This is a genomic window from Jiulongibacter sp. NS-SX5, from assembly GCF_052828545.1.
This window is the reverse complement of the sequence record NZ_CM128248.1, coordinates 2,828,233-2,845,630: the sequence shown is the minus strand read 5'-3', so window position 1 is coordinate 2,845,630 and position 17,398 is coordinate 2,828,233. Positions and strand designations below refer to the sequence as shown.

The window sequence follows — 17,398 nt, the reverse complement described above, 5'->3', positions numbered from 1 at the left end:
TTGCAGAAAATGTCAATAGCAGAAAGAAAAGAGCGGGAGAAGTCAGTCTTGAGAAAAAAGATTCTCAATGCTGCTAAAGAGCTGTTTTTAACGAAAGGATATGAGAAAACGAGCATCCGAAATATTGCGGATAAGATAGAATATAGCCCTGGCACCATTTACCTCTATTACAAAGACAAAAACGAACTCTTCTTTAAACTGCATTTAGAAGCCTTTAATGAGCTTGGAATTGCCCTAAGTCAATTAGATTTCAAAGCACCGCCAATAGAACAGCTCGGTCAAATGGGGCGAAACTATATTCGTTTTGCGTTTGAAAATCCAGAGTTATACGAACTCATGTTCGTCATGGAGGCTCCTATGGAAACTTTGGCGTGCAAAGATGAGATCTGGAAAGATGGTTTAGACTCATATGACATGCTTAAAAGTCTGGTAGATAACTGTATGAAAGACGGTTACCTTAAATCACACGGTTTAGATGATGCCACGCTTATGATCTGGAGTTTTGTGCATGGCTTGGTTACTCTCAAATCAAGGCAAAGACTAGAAATGTTTGAAGATGAGGAAAAAGCCAGTTTCGATCGCATGATGCGATCTTTTGAAGTTTTCTATTCACAAATTAAATGCGGACAACAATTATGAGCAGAGTATCAGCACGTAAAGACAAGGACTTTGTTGTTTTTCTAATTGGCATGAGAGTCAATAAATGGTGGAATATACCAGACATTCTTCAAGCAGGAATGGCCATGCCCAGAATGTTAAAAGAATTGCATGCTAATCCGCAAAGTGGATTTCTAGGAGCAGAGGGATGGGGAGGTAGAACTAGTATTATGGTTCAATATTGGGAGTCTTTTGAAAAACTGGAGGCGTTTGCCAATGATCGGCAAATGACCCACTACCCGGCCTGGGTTGAATTTTATAAACGTGCTAAAAAAAGTAACAACGCTGTTGGAGTTTGGCATGAAACCTACCTTATCAAAAAAGGTCAATATGAATCTATTTATGCCAATATGCCTTCATTTGGCCTTGGTAAAGTTCTAGGGTTAGAGAATTCAGAAGGTCAATATTTCAATGCCCGAAAAAGAATAAACGAACATGAATAGTCTGCTTAAACTTGAGGAACTGGCTCATTTCATTCTTGGCATCTTTTTATTTAGCCAAACTTCTTATGCCTGGTGGTGGTTTCCAGCATTAATACTTTTGCCTGATTTAAGTATGATTGGCTACGCTTTCAATTCAAAAACAGGTGCATTACTTTATAACATTTTCCATCATAAGGCTCTGGGAATTCTCTTTTTCATTGTAGGACAATACTTAGTCCTGGAGCCACTTACGCTCACAGGTATCATTTTATTCTCTCATTCTGCCATGGACCGCATCTTCGGGTACGGCCTTAAATACAAAACTTCATTTCATCATACCCATCTGGGAAAAATAGGACATCAATCATGAACGATTCACTAAAATTTTTTAAACAAAGCATAGGAAAGGAAGCCAAAGAAGGCAGCCCCTCCCCTTTTGGCCAATGGCTAAATGGCGTACTAAGAGAAGTAGAAGAGGGTAAACTTTCAGTGGAAGTATTGGTTCGACCTGAGTTTGCAAATCCATCTGGAATGATCCACGGCGGAGCCTATGCCGGCATCTTTGATGAGGTCATTGGCATGACCACATTCACCTTAGGTAGACCTGAGTTTTTTGCCGCCATAAACCTGAATGTTGATTTTCTAAGACCATCGCAAATTGGTGAGACATTAACCATTAAAACTAATGTCATAAGAGCGGGTAAAAGTATCCTTCATATAGAAGCCGAAGCATTTGGCCCAGACGGAAAATTGAGAGCCAAAGCCACTTCTAATCTCGCCAAAACCTCTTTCGGACATAAAAAATCCTAATTGAATGAAGAAAGTACTTGTCATCCAAGCACATCCAGACCCGGAAAGTTATTGCCAGGCACTAGGGGAATCCTATGTGAGAGGCATCAAAACGCACTCTGAAGTAAAAGTGCTCTACATACGTAACCTAGACTTTAACCCAAACTTAAAGTTTGGCTACCGAAAACGTACAGACCTTGAGCCAGACCTATTAAAAGCTTGGGAGGACGTCAAATGGGCCGATCATATTACCATTATACACCCATTATGGTGGGGTGGTTTACCGGCAATGGCTAAAGGCTTTTTTGATCGTCTTTTTCTCCCTGGTTTTGCTTTTCAAAAACATGAAAAAACCAATATTAAATGGCAAAAGCTATTACGAGGTAAAACAGGAAGGATCATCGTCACCATGGATCAGCCACCATTGTACTATCTCCTTTATTATTGGTCTCCAAGTATTCGTGCAGTGAAAAAATTGACTTTCGAGTTCACTGGGGTTAAACCTGTTAAGGTCACTGCTATTGGGCCTATCAGGTTATCTAAAGATAGTTTTAGAGCTAAATGGCTTAAAAAAGTAGAGAATTTAGGAAAACGCGATAGTTAATAGTAGGATAAGACCATTTACTGCTTTTGCTCAGATTTATTAAATTTCAAATTTAATAGTTTTGGAACTTAAAATTAGGTCATGAGTCGGTTAAGAAAGAAGGTCAATGAGGTACTGGAAATAAAACTTCAGCATAATCGCGGGTGGAGTTTTGTGGTCAATATCAGCCTTTCAGTTTTGATCTTCCTGAACACCACGGCCATTATACTCAATACAGTACCGAGTATAAATGAAAACTTCGGTAAGTTCTTTCTTGATTTTGAGATCTTCTCTGTGGCCATATTTACCATTGAGTATTTGTTACGAGTATGGTCCTGTGTAGAGAGGAAGGAGTACAAACATTGGTTCTTTGGTCGCTTGAAGTATATCTTTTCTGTGTGGGGAATCATAGACTTTCTAGCCATTTTCCCGTTCTTCTATTCCTACTTTAATGCAGATCTTGGCTTCATTAAAATCCTCAGAATTTTACGAATCCTACGGCTTTTCCGCTTTAGTCGATATTTCCATGCCCTTCGGGTTATTCAGAATGTGGTTAAGGCCAAAAAAGAGGAGCTCCTCCTCAGTATGTCCTTTATCATTTTTCTACTCCTGATCCTATCTTCAATAGTTTTCTACATAGAACACGATGCCCAGCCGAAGGCATTTAGCAGTATTCCGGATGCTTTATGGTGGGGGGTAAATGCCATGGCTACAGTGGGGTATGGCGATATTTATCCAATCACTCCCGTTGGTAAAATTTTAGGAGGTCTGATGGCAATACTCGGAGTATCCATTTTTGCCCTACCTACGGGTATTATGGCTTCTGGTTTTGCAGAGCAAATCAGGGGAAGAAGAAGCCGACAAGGCAAAGTCGTTTGTCCACATTGTGGCGAGACCTACTATTTGGCCGAACGCCACAAACATCAAGGATAGATCACCTTCTCCTTTTCTTTCCTCTGGCTTTATGCTTAGATGTCCGTTGGTCTTTGGGTCTGTTTTTAGCCTTTTTCTCATGGAATGCCCCTTTAAAATTTGGGTCTTCTCTCTTACGCTGATTATCTATTTCTCGTAAGATACCTTGCTGTTCTTCAAACGGTGTTTCCGGAACATTCACCTCAGTTGGGATCGGTTTTCTTGGAATTTCAGACCGAATGATTTTTTCAATCTTCGCGATATGATATTCCTCAGCAGGAGTCATAAAGGTGATGGCCTGCCCTTCGAGATTAGCACGCCCCGTTCTTCCAATCCTGTGAACGTAATCTTCATAAATTACGGGTACATCAAAATTGATCACATGACTCACCTCCTGAATATCAATACCTCTTGCAGCTACGTCTGTAGATACCAGAATTCTGACAGCTCCTTCTCTGAAAGCATTCATAGAATTGATTCTGGTATTTTGACCTTTATTGGCATGTATCACCCGTACTTCATCTTCTTTCATGCCTTTTCTTTCCAAAAACTTAAATACATTATCTGCCACGGCCTTTGTTCTACAAAAAACAATCCCACGAGTGATCTCATCTTTGCTGAGCAAAAACTCTAGAAGATTAATCTTGGTTCTGAAATTCGGCGTCTCGTAAAGAGCCTGTTCTACAGTTTCAGCTGTAGTGGCTTGTGGAGTTACTTCTATTCTCACAGGTGCTTCCAGAAACTCCTCTGAAAGTCGCTCAACCTTTTCAGGGAATGTAGCCGAGAAAAGTAGGTTCTTCCGTTTTCTGGGAATAACCTCCAAAATCTTCCTAATCTGAGGCATAAAGCCCATATCCATCATCTTATCGGCCTCATCCATGATCATATACTGAATAGCCTTTGTCACTATCTCGCCTTTGAGGTAAAGATCCATAAACCTACCCGGGGTAGCCACAAGAATGTCCAATCCTGACTGAAGGGCCTCTATCTGAGATTTAGTACCTGTACCGCCGTAAATGGCTTTATGTCTTAAGTCAGTATACTTCGCCAGTTCAGTTACGGCAGTATCAATTTGAATAGCCAACTCTCTGGTAGGAGCAAGAATCAAACAACGAATATGATCTCCCTGAGCGTACTTGATCTTCATCAAAACAGGCAAAAGAAATGCCGCTGTTTTTCCGGTGCCCGTCTGGGCAATACCCAATACATCATGACCATGAGAAATAACGGGGATAGCCTTCTCCTGAATAGGAGAAGGACTGGTATAGCCCAAATCTTCTACAGCGTTCAGAAGCTGTTTGTTTAAATCAAACTGATTAAAAGTATTCTCCATAATTACTGCACCATTTCAAAATGATAAGTGAAGTCCTTCTCAAAACCCCAACCCATGTATGACCAGAACTTCATACGTTCTGGTTTTTTATTGCCAGATGATCTCTGAATAAACCTCAAGAAATCATCATTCTCCACCACACGCTCAGATACCAAAACTCCACCTTCCAGAATGGGAGGGGGTATTCTGAAGCTCTCCTCGGTGCCATCTCTATATGTTACCAGACAACGTAAATAAGGTGGCTGGAAAAACAATCGAGCTAGTCGGCCAATAAGACTGTATTCTATGCTGGCATGCAAATAAAGATCTCCCGTTTCTGGAATTTCAATGGACTCATCCAAAACAGCCGAATTTTCCTTAAACCTATGGTAATTAATCTTATCAGTTTTATTTCTCTCAAACAAGAAATACGGCTCTTCTGACGTAGGTATGGTATCTATCAAAGTATAATTTTCCCGCAGAGCCAGATAAGCCCCCTTATCCATCCAAAACGGGTTTTGCTCTCGGTAGTCATGAACATTTGCGATGACAAAATCGGGAGCGGAAGCAGAAGTATATTTGCTTTCATTGACCTCAGCAAGCCATTTACTATTGGCTTGATACGTCTGAATTATTGGTCTTGGGTTATACTTCAATTGATTGAAGAAAACATAAGACACTTCCCATGGAATAATATCTACCGTACCGTCTCCTATTTTCTCAACTACCCCTATTGGCAATTGCCTAATGGCATTCAGTTCCTCATTTTGAAAATTTGACTCATAGTTGTAGTTGACAAGTTTTGAGAAATAATTGACCGGATTTTTTAATTGGAAAGTATCGAAAACCTTCAAAACACTCCCCGTCTCAATGACCCTTTCAGCCACCTCTTGCGGAAAGAAAAACAAGGCGTAATTCTTCAAAGAATACTGTGTGTAGCTTAACCGAATAAATTGCGTAGCAATCAGCTGTAACACAAGAACAGAGACCAATAATGAACCTGATTTTTGAAATCTGGGTGCAAACAGAAAAATTAAAACCGCCAGCATTGGCAGTAATAAGAAAAACCCGAAAACATTATAGTGTGCCACTGCGGTATGGGCCTGCTTAAAGCATAAAAACCAAGCCAGAGCTACCAAAATATAGAGGTAAATCACTTCCTTAAACCAAGCGACGTTTTTGACCAAATGAATCAAAACTAACACAACAATCAGAGTTTCAAATGCCAGTAGTAGGGCCAACTCTTTATTCGTCAAAAGCATGGCAGCCTGAGCATCTTGATAAGCATTTATGATTTCAAGACTTGAGGCCAGATAGTCGGTGAGAGAAACATTCAGTAGCATGGCCATAGCAAAAGTCAATACCCCTAGTAAAGCCAAAACAATTACTGTGGTACGCCAACTAATAATTTTTGCCAGACTTAAATACACCAGACTTAAAGCAAAAACCGAATAGGCTATCAGGCTTAAATTGACCTTGATAAAGAAAATCAATACCGCCAAAACAATGGCAATCAATAAGCCAATAGTATTTCTGGTGCTATGAACATAAAGAAGCCAAAAGAGCAAGAGATAAAAGAGAGTGAATGTAGTGTCTGAAAAGAAACCCCATGGCAGAAATATGATAACAGAAACCAGTGCGGCTTTCCACCACCCAGCTCCAAGTTTATCAAAACTCAACTTTATGATAAAAAGGTAGTTTGCCAGTAGAAAACAATGAAACAGAAATGTAACCCAAGGACTTACAGATTTGGGCAAGAGAAGTGTATTCAAATACCCAAGCGGGCCGTAATTGAAGATAAAATCTTTCCCAAATACGAAATCCTGATTGATAGCCATTACCAAGGACTCCGTCCAACTAGGATCTATTCCTACAGATGCATAGCCATAAGGCACCATGCAAGAGAAAAACAGCAGACTGAAGAAGAGGTAAAAGAGGTTTTGTTTCGTTTTAGAAGGCATATAACCCAAAGCTAATTGGCACAAAATAAAATAAATAAACCCTGACATCCACGATATCAGGGTTTAAAGCTTCTTCGCTCTTAAGCGAAGCAATGTATTATAAATGAATTACCTCATCATATGCTGCAGCCGCGGCTTCCATTACTGCCTCAGACATGGTAGGGTGAGGGTGTACACTCTTCACTATCTCCATACCAGTAGTTTCCAGTTTACGAGCTACTACCGCCTCTGCAATCATCTCGGTTACGTTAGTACCAATCATATGGCAACCTAACCACTCGCCGTATTTGGCGTCAAAGATCACTTTCACAAAACCTTCTTTGGCTCCTGCAGCAGAAGCCTTACCAGAAGCGGAGAATGGGAATTTACCCACTTTGATTTCGTAACCTTTTTCTTTGGCTTGCTCTTCTGTAAGACCAACAGAAGCAATCTCAGGCGTACAATACGTACACCCTGGAATATTGCCATAATCTAATGGCTGTGGGTGGTGACCACCAATTTTCTCTGTACAAATGATAGCCTCAGCCGTAGCCACGTGTGCCAAAGCCTGACCAGGAACCACATCACCAATAGCATAATAACCCGGCATATTGGTTTCGTAGAAATCATTGACAAGAATTTTGCCTTTGTCAGTGGCGATACCCACGTCTTCCAAACCGATATTTTCAATATTTGATGCAATACCAGCAGCAGAAAGAACCACATCGGTTTCTATCACTTGCTCTTTGCCATCTTTGTTTCCTTTGATCGTAGACTTACAGTTTTTGCCTTTGGTATCTACACTTTGCACAGCAGCATTGGTGATAACCTCAATACCCATTTTCTTATACTGTTTTTCTAATTCTTTAGAAACATCAGCATCTTCTACAGGCACTATTCTCGGCATATATTCTGCGATAGTCACTTTGGTACCCATGCTGGCATACACATAAGCAAACTCAACACCGATAGCACCTGAACCAATTACCAGCATAGATTCTGGCTGCTTCTCTAGGCTCATAGCTTTACGGTATTCTATTACTTTTTCACCATCTATAGGCACATTAGGCAACTCACGAGCACGAGCTCCTGTAGCGATGATGATGTGCTTTCCTTCTACTACTGACTTTTCTCCTTTGTCATCTGTTACCTCCACTTTTTTGCCTGGCTGCACTTTTCCGTAACCTTTGATGACATCTATTTTGTTCTTTTTCATCAAGAACTCAATACCCTTGCTCATTCCATTGGCTACGCCTCTTGAGCGTTTAATCACCGCAGGGAAATCCGGAGAAGACTTACCTACATTGATACCGTAATCTTCGGCATGCTGAATGTATTGAAATACCTGAGCAGACTTAAGTAAAGCTTTGGTAGGAATACACCCCCAGTTCAAACAAATACCACCAAGATTCTCTTTCTCGATGATCGCTACTTTCATTCCTAACTGAGAAGCTCTGATGGCCGCAGGATATCCTCCGGGGCCGCTACCAAGTACTACTACGTCGTATTGTGCCATAAAGTGATTTTGTTTTCTTTAATTGTTGCCGCAAAAATAAGGAAAAATGAATGAGTTTCAGTGAAAAGGCACAAACACAGAGATATACCAACACTGACCACCCACCTGAATCATTAATCCTTTATATTTAATCTTCAAGAAATACCCTATTATGAAATATGCAATGCTGCTAAGTGCAGTATTTCTCTTTGCTCAATGCCACCGAGAAAGTAAAACCGATTACTCAAAATGGACCAATTACGGGGGCACAAAAGATGCTTCCAGATATTCTTCTCTGGAGCAAATTACCCCTGAAAATGTCAATCATCTGCAGGTGGCCTGGGAATACCATTCCGGAGATGCCACTGAGCACTCTCAAATTCAATGTCAGCCAATTATCATAGATAGTATTCTTTATGCTACCACCCCCAAACTAAATCTGGTGGCACTTCATGTAGAAACCGGTGAGGAAATATGGCGATTTGACCCGTTTCAGGTGCTGGGCGGTGAAAACTCCTGGGCAGGCACTAATCGTGGGGTTACATATTTCAAAGAAGGAGACATGCAAAGAATCCTTTTCTGTGCCGGTAGCTATTTGATGTCTGTAGATGCTCTTACCGGCCAGCCCGATCTGAATTTTGGAGATAAAGGTAAAGTAGACCTTCAGGTGGGTTTATCTGAGAATCCCGAAGATCAGTTTTTGGTGGTTTCCAATACCCCGGGAATCATTTTCAAAGACAAAATTATAGTAGGTATGCGTGTTTCTGAAGGTCTGGATGCCGCACCGGGTTATGTGAGGGCGTATAACGTGAAGACTGGAAAAGAAGAGTGGGTTTTTCACACCATCCCCAAAAAAGAGGAGTTTGGCTATGAAACCTGGGATGAGCAGTACGTCAATAAAATAGGCGGAGCAAACAACTGGAGCGGCGTGTCTTTAGATGAAAAAAGAGGAATCGTTTATGTACCTACCGGCTCTGCCACGTATGATTTCTGGGGCGGCTACCGCAAAGGAGAAAACCTTTTTGCCAACAGTCTGCTGGCTCTTAATGCCAATACAGGCGAGCGGGTTTGGCATTACCAGATCGTACATCATGATGTATGGGACAGAGATATTCCGTCTACACCAAACCTGGTAAGCATTCAAAAGAACGGGAAGAAAATTGATGCCGTAGCTCAAACCACCAAACACGGCTACGTCTTTGTTTTTGACCGTGAAACGGGGGAGCCTGTATTTCCGATTGAGGAAAAGGAAATACCCGCCGGCATGATGGATGGAGATGTTTTATCTAAAACTCAGCCGACACCTACTTTGCCAGTGCCGCTTATGCGTCAAAACCTTACCGAGAAAGACCTATTGAATCTCACTCCTGAATTGGAAAAAGAAGTCAAAGAGATGATCAAAGGAGTGGAGTATGGAGATATGTGGCTGGCACCCAGCGAAAAAAGACCTTTCTTGCTTTTCCCGGGTTTTGATGGCGGAGGTGAATGGGGAGGAGCAGCCGTAGACCCGGAGACAAATATCATGTATGTGAATACAAGTCATATGCCCTGGGTGATAGAAATGGTACCCAATGAAGCCTTTGGTAAAGACGGAATGGATGGCAAATCACTGTATGCCAATAACTGTGCAAACTGCCACGGAGGTGATAGGAAAGGAAACGGACCTTTTCCGACACTCATAGGCCTAAACACCAAATACCAGGCAGACGAAGTGCAGAAACTCCTGAAATCAGGAAGAGGCGGAATGCCGGCTTTCAGGCATTTGCCACAGGAAGAAAGAGATGCTCTTGTAGATTTTCTTTTAGAAAAAGAACCTGCCGCAGGCGACAAAAAAGAACTGAGCGGAGGTAAAGAAAAGCTGATTACTCCCTATCTGATGAATGGCTATAAACGATTTACCACTAAAGATGGATACCCTGGAATAAACCCACCATGGGGCACCCTGAATGCCATAGATTTAAATACAGGCGAGCGGCTTTGGGAAACTGTTTTAGGTGAATTCCCGGAGCTTACGGCCAAAGGAATACCTTTGACTGGCCGAGAGGGCTACGGAGGGCCGGTGGTGACAAAAGGCGGTTTAATTTTCATAGCGGCTACAGAAGACGAGATGTTCAGAGCTTTTGATAAAAAGACCGGGAAAATGCTGTGGCAAACCAAGCTACCTGCCGGAGGTCATGCTACTCCGGCCGTGTATGAATGGAAAGGGAAACAGTATGTAGTAATTGCCTGCGGTGGTGGCAAAAACAATAAAAGCGGAGATAGTTATGTGGCGTTTGCGTTGCCATGATTTTTAATTAGAATTAATCATGCATAGAATTCGTTAACTTTGGTAAAATAACTAATGTTATGGAGGCGACATTTAAACTTTCTAAGGCTGAGCTTTCTTTAAAATTTCTGGAAAAGCTCAAAGCTCTTTTTAAAGAAGATGAAATAGAAATTTATGTAAAATCTGTTTCCAAAGAAAAGAATTTGGAGATAGATGAAATTACATTGGCCAGTCAGAAAAGTTTAGAAGAAACCTGGCTTAATTCAGAAGAAGACAAAGCTTGGTCAGATTTATGAAAGGAGTAATAGTTCCTTTTCCTTTTTCGGATTTGAGTAACGCTAAAAAAAGACCAGCATTTGTATTACTCGAAGCAGAGAAAGAAGATCTAATACTCTGTCAGATTACTTCAAAGCCTTATGATGAAAATTCAATAAAAATTAGTGCAGAAGATTTCAAAGTTGGTGACTTACCAATAGAATCTTATGTGAGACCATTCAAAGTTTTTACTGCCAATAGGTCCATCATTCTTAAGACAGTAGGTAAACTTAATGAGGTAAAAACGCAGGAAGTATTATCAAAACTTATTGCAAAGCTTACTGAGTTTACTCAAAAAACCGCTTAAAGCCCATTCTGCTTAGCATCTTTTTAGTGAAGCCCCAGAAAAAGTTAAACTGACCAAAACACCATCCCACCAATGGCAGCGTAAACTGATAGATTGGGAAAATAAGGATGATTCTCAGGAAGAGATACAGAATGTATGGCTCAGTGGTTTCAGGGCTGAGGCCAAAAAAGTGAGTTACTGGCTTGGCTACCCAGGCAGCAAACGAGCCATTTATAGCGAAAACAGTAAAAATAGCTACCAGCTGCCAGTTTGAGGTGATCCCCCAGCGTTCCTTCAGTTTTTCCATATCGGCCACAAAAGTACCTTGCTTCTATCAATTATGATAAAAGTGCTACCAGTTTTTCCAGATTGGGAAAATAAGGATGATTCTCAGGAAGAGATACAGAATGTATGGCTCAGTGGTTTCAGGGCTGAGGCCAAAAAAGTGAGTTACTGGCTTGGCTACCCAGGCAGCAAACGAGCCATTTATAGCGAAAACAGTAAAAATAGCTACCAGCTGCCAGTTTGAGGTGATCCCCCAGCGTTCCTTCAGTTTTTCCATATCGGCCACAAAAGTACCTTGCTTCTATCAATTATGATAAAAGTGCTACCAGTTTTTCCAGTGCCCGGGCATCTGTTTCACTGAAATCATCTAATGTATCACTGTCTACATCCAAAACAGCAATTATTTCCTTTTGGGTATTAAACACCGGAACCACCACTTCAGATTTTGAGGCAGAAGAGCAAGCAATATGCCCCGGAAAAGCTTCTACGTCTGGCACTAAAACAGTTTGGCCAGTGGTATAGCAATGCCCGCAAACTCCCCTGTTAAAGGCTATTCTGGTACAGGCAATAGGCCCCTGAAACGGCCCAAGAACCAACTCCCCGTCTTTTACCAAGTAAAAACCTACCCAGAAGAAGTCAAAAGCTTCTTTAAGGGCGGCGGCCATGTTTGCCATATTGGCTATAAGGTCTATTTCAGCTGAAATGAGAGCCTTTATCTGAGGGTATATTTCCTGATAAATGCTTTCTCTTGAGGCTTGTTTGTTGAAGTATAAGTTCTCTGCCATTGTTTACTTTACGGTCCACTGCTTTTTTATGGCCTCCATGAGTTCTCCATGGTAATTGGCCGCTACGGGCACAAATATACCCTCTGAAACCTGTACCTGATGCCTCTCAATTTTTTTGACTTTATGCAGATTCACCACATTCGATTTGTGTACCCGCATAAAATGACTGGCTGGCAGCGTTTTAACCAGCTCTGTCATAGTCATACGTGTTACGGTTTTTTTGTCATCTTCATGAAAAGTGAGGTAATTCCCTTCAGACTGAACAAAAAGCAGGTTTTCCAGATCTATACGTACTAAGTCATAACTGTCTTTGACAAACAAATACCGATCTGGCTCCGTCTCCGGCAATTGTTCTTTGGCCTTTTGACAGGCTTTCAAAAAACGGGCAAAATCAAAGGGTTTAACAAGATAGTCTATGGCGTTCAGGTTAAAGGCATCTGCCACGTATTGCGAGTAAGCCGTGGTAAAAATGATGCCGGTGTTTTCTGGTAAAAGTTGACTTAAATCCAAGCCCGTCATATCTGGCATATTGATATCTAAAAAGACCAGTTGCACCTTTTCTGTTTTCAGGAAATCCAAGGCTTCTTTACCACTTACAAAAGTCTCCTTCAGGTCTATAAAGTCCACTTTGCCTGCATGTGATTTGATCACCTCCAGAGCCATGGGTTCATCATCTATTGCGATAGCTTTAATCATAAGTCCATCTGAAGTTTTACGTTAAACACTCCATTCTCAGAATTTACGGCCAACAAATGCCTGTCTGGGTAATGCAATTGAAGTCTTTTACGTGTATTTTCTAATCCTGTACCGGTACCTTTTTCCAGGTCGTTTGTAGAATGTATACTGTTTGACAAGTCAAAGTTCAGTTGATTATTTTCAATATAAAGTTTGAGGTCAATAAAGCTCTTTTCGTTCATGCTTATGCCGTACTTAAAAGCATTTTCAATGAAAGGAATCAATATCAAAGGAGCAATCTTAGTCTCTTCCCTTTGGTCAAAATATACTTTAGATTTGACAGATATATTTGGCCTGTCTGGTATACGCATTTGCTGCAGCTGCAGGTAATCGTTCAGAAACTGAAGCTCTTTTTCCATAGAAGAGCGGCTGGTCTTGGTTTCTTCTACCACATGCCGCATAATTCTACTTAGGTTTTCTATCCCGGCTGCGGTTTTGGGGCTGTCTTCTACAATAGCCTGCCCATACAGGTTATTGAGCACATTGAAGAGAAAGTGAGGGTTTATCTGGGCCTTTAAGGCATTTAATTCAGCTTTGGTTTTTTGATAACTAAGATCTCTAAGCTGTCTATGACTTTGATTGACATATTTCAATATTGAAGTCAAAACCATTATACATATCAACAGGACAGCCGCCCAAAAATGAACCTGAAAGGCCCTGATCTCTTTTGGCAGTGTTACTTTAATGCCCAAGGCTAAAAAGACAAAAAATAAAACAATGACCAGCAAATAGCTAAGCTTCCCTACGGTTCCGCCTCCTACGAAAAGCTCTTTGAAAATGTAAGCGTAATGTAGTTTTGACAAAACAATACTCAGGCAAACTAAGCCCAGAAAGCCGAGCCAGTTTTTGACGAGAATGGCAATGAAAGAAACCAGAAAAAAACCAAAACGATACCCATTTTGAGAGGCATTCTTGGGTAAGGCCTTCTCTGGTGGGCCGGCAGAAAATTTCTCTAAAGAGTCTAAAAAAGCACCAGAGCTGTATATCTGCTGATAAAAACAGAACAATAAAAGTGCTGTAATTACAGATAAAATGAGCACCCAGTGCTTTTTGAGATATGTAAAGATTTTATTCAATCCTTCTTTTTATTTCTGTATTGATTTAATATCAACCCAATCCCTGATAGGAAGAAAATCAGGGCCAGATAGTAGCTATTTCCTTGTCCGAATTTATACCCAACTACGGTGGCCACTATAAATAGAAAAACCAAAAGGATGATCCCAATCCAGCTGCCTGCAGAGGTTTTCATCTCTGGCTTGTTTGAGAAAAGGACTTCTCCGTTTCTCATGATTTCTGAGGCTATTCCAGTGAACATGTTCATCGAAATTTTGACATCATAATTAACCTGCTCACCGGCCTCATTGACCTTAAAGCTATGATGACCACCGCAAAAGCTTCTGATAGAGGAGACCTCTTCCCCGTTATAGAAAATGCTCTCTTTGCCGGTATAGTCATTATTAAACTCAAGTTTGGCGTTTTTGTTAATGTTAAAAGTGAAGTATTTCATGTCTGTATTTGTTTTTGATTATGACTCAAAACTAGGCCAGTGCTCTCCCTCCCTAAAATACATGTGACTTACACCCTCTCTTTTGTGATGATCTATTGATTCTTTGTGATTTTAATATTCAATAAGCTCAGACTTCTGTTTCCACTGAATGGGCTTTAGCTGACCTACCTGCCTGATCAAAAACAGAAGAAGCAACACACACACCAACATGACTCCGAAATACACCATATCATTTCCAAAAATCACATAGCGGTAATTATTCTCAGCCATCACATTAAAGTCAATAAACTGCAGTAGCAATAGATCAATAAGAAAATAGACCAAAGTACCCAGAATTACTATCTCAAAACTGCCGGTACGATAATAGAAAAACGAAAGGACACCAATCAAAATAAACATTGCCAGTACGGTCTTTGGCTCAAAATTTATCAACGATATAAGGCAGGTAGTACTTAGGGCTACGCCCAATGAATAATTCTTAAATAAACCATGACCAATGATTCCAATCTGCAAGAAAATAAGCCCAATACTTGGCAAAATGATCAAAAGATAATCTAGCTGGGCAAATTCATGAAGTAGCTCCATATCAATTAGACCGAGTGGTATTTCTTCTACTACAGACGAAATATATCTGATGATTAAACCCAGGGTGATACCGTAAAGCAGGTTTCTACTATTCAATCCTTTAAAGCGGGGCAGTTCCCATTTATTAATGAACAGGCCTACTGCAGCAATGACAATAACCCCCGCCAGCGTAACCAGGGCCATGTTTTGGGTCGTATCCACTTTGTTTTCTTTGGCCATCATATAACCCGCCACTATGCCGGCCACAAAATATACTACCAGCAGCAGCAGGAAAAGTAACCAGGCTTTGGCTATGGTCATGCCTTCGTGTTTGATGATCGGGGCTTTATCTTCCACTTTACAGTATGTTTGATTACAATCTTTAAAGATGGGAATTCATAAAAACAAAGGCAATAAAATGTGAAAAAGTCGCCACTTCATGTGATTTGATGGAACGCGAGATCAAAAGGTGGGTAATTTGTCTATTTTTGCACAGCACTGAAACTATTTTTCCTGAATGATCTCCATCGTTATCCCGATTTTCAACGAAGAAGAAAACCTCAATAACCTTTACACCAGACTCACCGCCGCGGCTCCCAGCTGGCAGGAGGACTACGAAATAGTACTGGTAGATGATGGTTCTGCAGATGATTCATTACAAATCATGACTGATTTTGCAGAGAAGGATCATCGGGTGCGAGTGGTGAAACTTTCCAGGAATTTCGGGCATCAGCCTGCTATTTCTGCGGGTATTCAAGAAGCTAAGGGTGACGCCGTGGTGATTATGGATGGTGACCTACAAGATCCCCCTGAGGAATTGCACCGTTTTCTGGAAAAATGGCGTGAAGGCTATCATGTGGTGTACGCAGTGCGTACCAAACGCAAAGAAGGCTTTTTCAAAAAACTAGCCTATAGTACCTTCTACCGTATTTTAGCCGCTATTTCTGAGATTGATATTCCGCTGGACTCTGGTGATTTCTGTGTAATGGACCGCAAAGTGGTCAATGCCATTGTGAAAGAAATGCCAGAGCAGATCCGGTTTGTGAGAGGCTTAAGAGCCTACGCCGGTTTTAAACAAATAGGCGTTAAATACGAACGTGCAGAAAGAGCTGCCGGCGAAGTAAAGTATACCTTCAAAAAACTGATGGGCCTTGCCATGGATGGCCTCTTTGGCTTCTCCAATGTCCCTTTAAGACTGGCTACTTATTTCGGCTTTTTCATAGCCATACCTTCTTTTCTGGTAGGCATTTTCTTTATTCTTCACAGATTACTGGGCTTTAAAGTACTGGGGCATACCCCTGCTGAAATTCCGGGCACCACTACTTTGACCGTAGGCATGTATTTTCTCGGTGGTGTTACACTCATCATTCTGGGGATTCTTGGAGAGTATATTGGCCGAATCTATATTGAAGTAAAAAGAAGGCCGTTCTTTGTGATAGATGAGGTGATAGAGAAAGGTTCTCAGCCGTAATTCAATAAACAAAACCACATATTTGTTTTGCTTCGCGTACCCTCCGAAATACAAGACGATCATTTTGAATCACTAAAGATTCAGGAACTGACTTTTGTGGCTTATAGGAGCGACGTATACCCTTCTAAAAACGAGGTTTTCTTTGAAGAAAATGCCGTCATCTATGTGATAGAAGGTGAAAAGAAATTCACAGGAACTTCAGAGACTATTACGGTAAAGAAGGGTGATGTGTTTTTTGTAAGAAGGGGTTATTACCTCATGTCTGAGTCTATAGACGAGTCGTACAAAAGCCTGGTGTTCTTCTTTGATGAGAAACTGATTAAAGACTTTGTCAATCAGCACCTGGAGCTTTTCCCAGAAGAAAAAATGGCTGAAAAGGAACTGCCAACTCTGCTCATATTACCTACCGATGAGAAGTTTGGGAAATTCGCCGAATCTGTACTCCCCTATTTCAGGTCAAAAACGAAGTATCTCCACCATTTTCTCAAACTCAAATTACAGGAATTACTTCTTCACTTGCTGGAGTATGATAACGGTGATTTCCTAAAAGCCCTCTTGCATGAAATTTACCGAGGCGAAAAGGCAGATCTGGAGTATCTGATGCAAAACTATTACCTGAAACCGCTGAACCTCAACGAGCTCGCCAGACTCTCTGGCCGCAGCCTTTCCGCTTTCAAAAGAGATTTTCAGGAAAGATATAACAGTTCACCGGCTACCTGGATTCGTGAGAAGCGACTCAAGCACGCCGCATTCCTGCTTAAAAACAGTCCAAAGCATGTCAATGAAATCGCCGAGGAGGTAGGTTTTGAAAGCGTCTCACACTTTATAAAGGCGTTTAAGGGGCGATTTGGGAAAACGCCGGCGAAGTTTTCGGATTGAATCCTAGTAGCAGAATTCGTGAGGGAGGATTATGTGTAAGTTTTGTAAGGTGAACATCCTTTTTCCATGACACCAAACTAATATATCATTTATATGTACCTGTTCAAAGAAAGACCAATCAACTAGTGAGTTATGAGATTTCTTTTATTAGCAATTACTACGCTTATTTGTCTTTTTATCAGTATTTCATCTTTT

21 protein-coding genes are annotated in these 17,398 nt (G+C 41.0%); 11 read left to right on the top strand and 10 right to left on the bottom strand.

Features of this window, described 5'->3' with window-relative positions; genetic code table 11:
• Positions 1-9: 9 nt before the first annotated feature.
• From ACUXV0_RS12630 to ACUXV0_RS12605, 6 genes are all read left to right on the top strand, one after another.
• Positions 10-639, top strand: coding sequence for a TetR/AcrR family transcriptional regulator (locus ACUXV0_RS12630; RefSeq protein WP_446189922.1), 630 nt, complete (start codon positions 10-12; stop codon positions 637-639).
• Entirely contained in the window at positions 636-1,100 is a 465-nt protein-coding gene (locus ACUXV0_RS12625) for a DUF4188 domain-containing protein (RefSeq protein WP_446189921.1), read from the top strand. Before ACUXV0_RS12630 ends, ACUXV0_RS12625 begins: the two co-directional genes overlap by 4 nt.
• Positions 1,093-1,449 (top strand): DUF4260 domain-containing protein, encoded by a 357-nt coding sequence (locus ACUXV0_RS12620; RefSeq protein ID WP_446189920.1) that lies wholly within the window; start codon positions 1,093-1,095, stop codon positions 1,447-1,449. Before ACUXV0_RS12625 ends, ACUXV0_RS12620 begins: the two co-directional genes overlap by 8 nt.
• Complete coding sequence (locus ACUXV0_RS12615) at positions 1,446-1,889, top strand: PaaI family thioesterase (protein ID WP_446189919.1); 444 nt, start codon at positions 1,446-1,448, stop codon at positions 1,887-1,889. Before ACUXV0_RS12620 ends, ACUXV0_RS12615 begins: the two co-directional genes overlap by 4 nt.
• 4 nt (positions 1,890-1,893) lie before the next feature.
• Positions 1,894-2,472 carry an NAD(P)H-dependent oxidoreductase gene (locus ACUXV0_RS12610; RefSeq protein WP_446189918.1) on the top strand — a complete coding sequence of 193 codons (579 nt, stop codon included), beginning with the start codon at positions 1,894-1,896 and terminating at the stop codon, positions 2,470-2,472.
• An 81-nt stretch (positions 2,473-2,553) separates the two neighbouring features.
• Positions 2,554-3,384: an ion transporter gene (locus ACUXV0_RS12605; protein ID WP_446189917.1), complete on the top strand. Its 831-nt coding sequence runs from the start codon at positions 2,554-2,556 to the stop codon at positions 3,382-3,384.
• 1 nt (position 3,385) lies between these two features.
• On the opposite strand, the gene ACUXV0_RS12600 is transcribed toward ACUXV0_RS12605, so the two are convergent.
• From ACUXV0_RS12600 to lpdA, 3 genes are all read right to left on the bottom strand, one after another.
• Positions 3,386-4,696, bottom strand: coding sequence for a DEAD/DEAH box helicase (locus ACUXV0_RS12600; protein WP_446189916.1), 1,311 nt, complete (start codon positions 4,694-4,696; stop codon positions 3,386-3,388).
• A 2-nt stretch (positions 4,697-4,698) separates the two neighbouring features.
• Entirely contained in the window at positions 4,699-6,636 is a 1,938-nt protein-coding gene (locus ACUXV0_RS12595) for a hypothetical protein (protein ID WP_446189915.1), read from the bottom strand.
• A 97-nt stretch (positions 6,637-6,733) separates the two neighbouring features.
• Positions 6,734-8,131 carry a dihydrolipoyl dehydrogenase gene (gene lpdA / locus ACUXV0_RS12590; protein WP_446189914.1) on the bottom strand — a complete coding sequence of 466 codons (1,398 nt, stop codon included), beginning with the start codon at positions 8,129-8,131 and terminating at the stop codon, positions 6,734-6,736.
• Between the two features lie 151 nt (positions 8,132-8,282).
• Between lpdA and ACUXV0_RS12585 the strand changes: the two genes are divergently transcribed.
• The 3 genes from ACUXV0_RS12585 to ACUXV0_RS12575 are packed head-to-tail and all read left to right on the top strand — an operon-like array spanning position 8,283 to position 10,998.
• Positions 8,283-10,397, top strand: a complete 2,115-nt coding sequence (locus ACUXV0_RS12585) for an outer membrane protein assembly factor BamB family protein (RefSeq protein ID WP_446189913.1) — start codon at positions 8,283-8,285, stop codon at positions 10,395-10,397.
• A gap of 59 nt (positions 10,398-10,456) precedes the next feature.
• Positions 10,457-10,672: a hypothetical protein gene (locus tag ACUXV0_RS12580; RefSeq protein WP_446189912.1), complete on the top strand. Its 216-nt coding sequence runs from the start codon at positions 10,457-10,459 to the stop codon at positions 10,670-10,672.
• Complete coding sequence (locus tag ACUXV0_RS12575; RefSeq protein WP_446189911.1) at positions 10,669-10,998, top strand: type II toxin-antitoxin system PemK/MazF family toxin; 330 nt, start codon at positions 10,669-10,671, stop codon at positions 10,996-10,998. The genes ACUXV0_RS12580 and ACUXV0_RS12575 overlap by 4 nt, the downstream gene beginning before the upstream one ends.
• Here ACUXV0_RS12575 and ACUXV0_RS12570 read toward each other — a convergent pair.
• The 7 genes from ACUXV0_RS12570 to ACUXV0_RS12540 form a co-directional block, all read right to left on the bottom strand.
• Positions 10,979-11,284 carry a DUF6787 family protein gene (locus ACUXV0_RS12570; protein ID WP_446189910.1) on the bottom strand — a complete coding sequence of 102 codons (306 nt, stop codon included), beginning with the start codon at positions 11,282-11,284 and terminating at the stop codon, positions 10,979-10,981. The genes ACUXV0_RS12575 and ACUXV0_RS12570 overlap by 20 nt on opposite strands.
• Positions 11,285-11,329: 45 nt before the next feature.
• On the bottom strand, positions 11,330-11,539 hold the full coding sequence (locus ACUXV0_RS12565; protein WP_446189909.1) for a DUF6787 family protein: 210 nt from the start codon (positions 11,537-11,539) through the stop codon (positions 11,330-11,332).
• A gap of 31 nt (positions 11,540-11,570) precedes the next feature.
• Positions 11,571-12,047, bottom strand: coding sequence for a GAF domain-containing protein (locus ACUXV0_RS12560; protein ID WP_446189908.1), 477 nt, complete (start codon positions 12,045-12,047; stop codon positions 11,571-11,573).
• A 3-nt stretch (positions 12,048-12,050) separates the two neighbouring features.
• Entirely contained in the window at positions 12,051-12,743 is a 693-nt protein-coding gene (locus ACUXV0_RS12555; RefSeq protein ID WP_446189907.1) for a LytR/AlgR family response regulator transcription factor, read from the bottom strand.
• Positions 12,740-13,858, bottom strand: coding sequence for a sensor histidine kinase (locus tag ACUXV0_RS12550; RefSeq protein ID WP_446189906.1), 1,119 nt, complete (start codon positions 13,856-13,858; stop codon positions 12,740-12,742). The genes ACUXV0_RS12555 and ACUXV0_RS12550 overlap by 4 nt, the downstream gene beginning before the upstream one ends.
• Positions 13,855-14,289, bottom strand: a complete 435-nt coding sequence (locus tag ACUXV0_RS12545) for a hypothetical protein (protein ID WP_446189905.1) — start codon at positions 14,287-14,289, stop codon at positions 13,855-13,857. Before ACUXV0_RS12545 ends, ACUXV0_RS12550 begins: the two co-directional genes overlap by 4 nt.
• Positions 14,290-14,400: 111 nt before the next feature.
• Positions 14,401-15,210 (bottom strand): hypothetical protein, encoded by an 810-nt coding sequence (locus tag ACUXV0_RS12540; protein WP_446189904.1) that lies wholly within the window; start codon positions 15,208-15,210, stop codon positions 14,401-14,403.
• A gap of 160 nt (positions 15,211-15,370) precedes the next feature.
• Here ACUXV0_RS12540 and ACUXV0_RS12535 point away from each other — a divergent pair, with 160 nt between their 5' ends.
• Together ACUXV0_RS12535 and ACUXV0_RS12530 are read left to right on the top strand one after the other, a co-directional pair.
• Positions 15,371-16,324 (top strand): glycosyltransferase family 2 protein, encoded by a 954-nt coding sequence (locus tag ACUXV0_RS12535; protein ID WP_446189903.1) that lies wholly within the window; start codon positions 15,371-15,373, stop codon positions 16,322-16,324.
• Between the two features lie 27 nt (positions 16,325-16,351).
• The gene (locus ACUXV0_RS12530) at positions 16,352-17,203 is read left to right on the top strand and encodes a helix-turn-helix domain-containing protein (RefSeq protein ID WP_446189902.1); all 852 of its coding nucleotides are present in this window, start codon (positions 16,352-16,354) and stop codon (positions 17,201-17,203) included.
• Positions 17,204-17,398 lie beyond the last annotated feature (195 nt).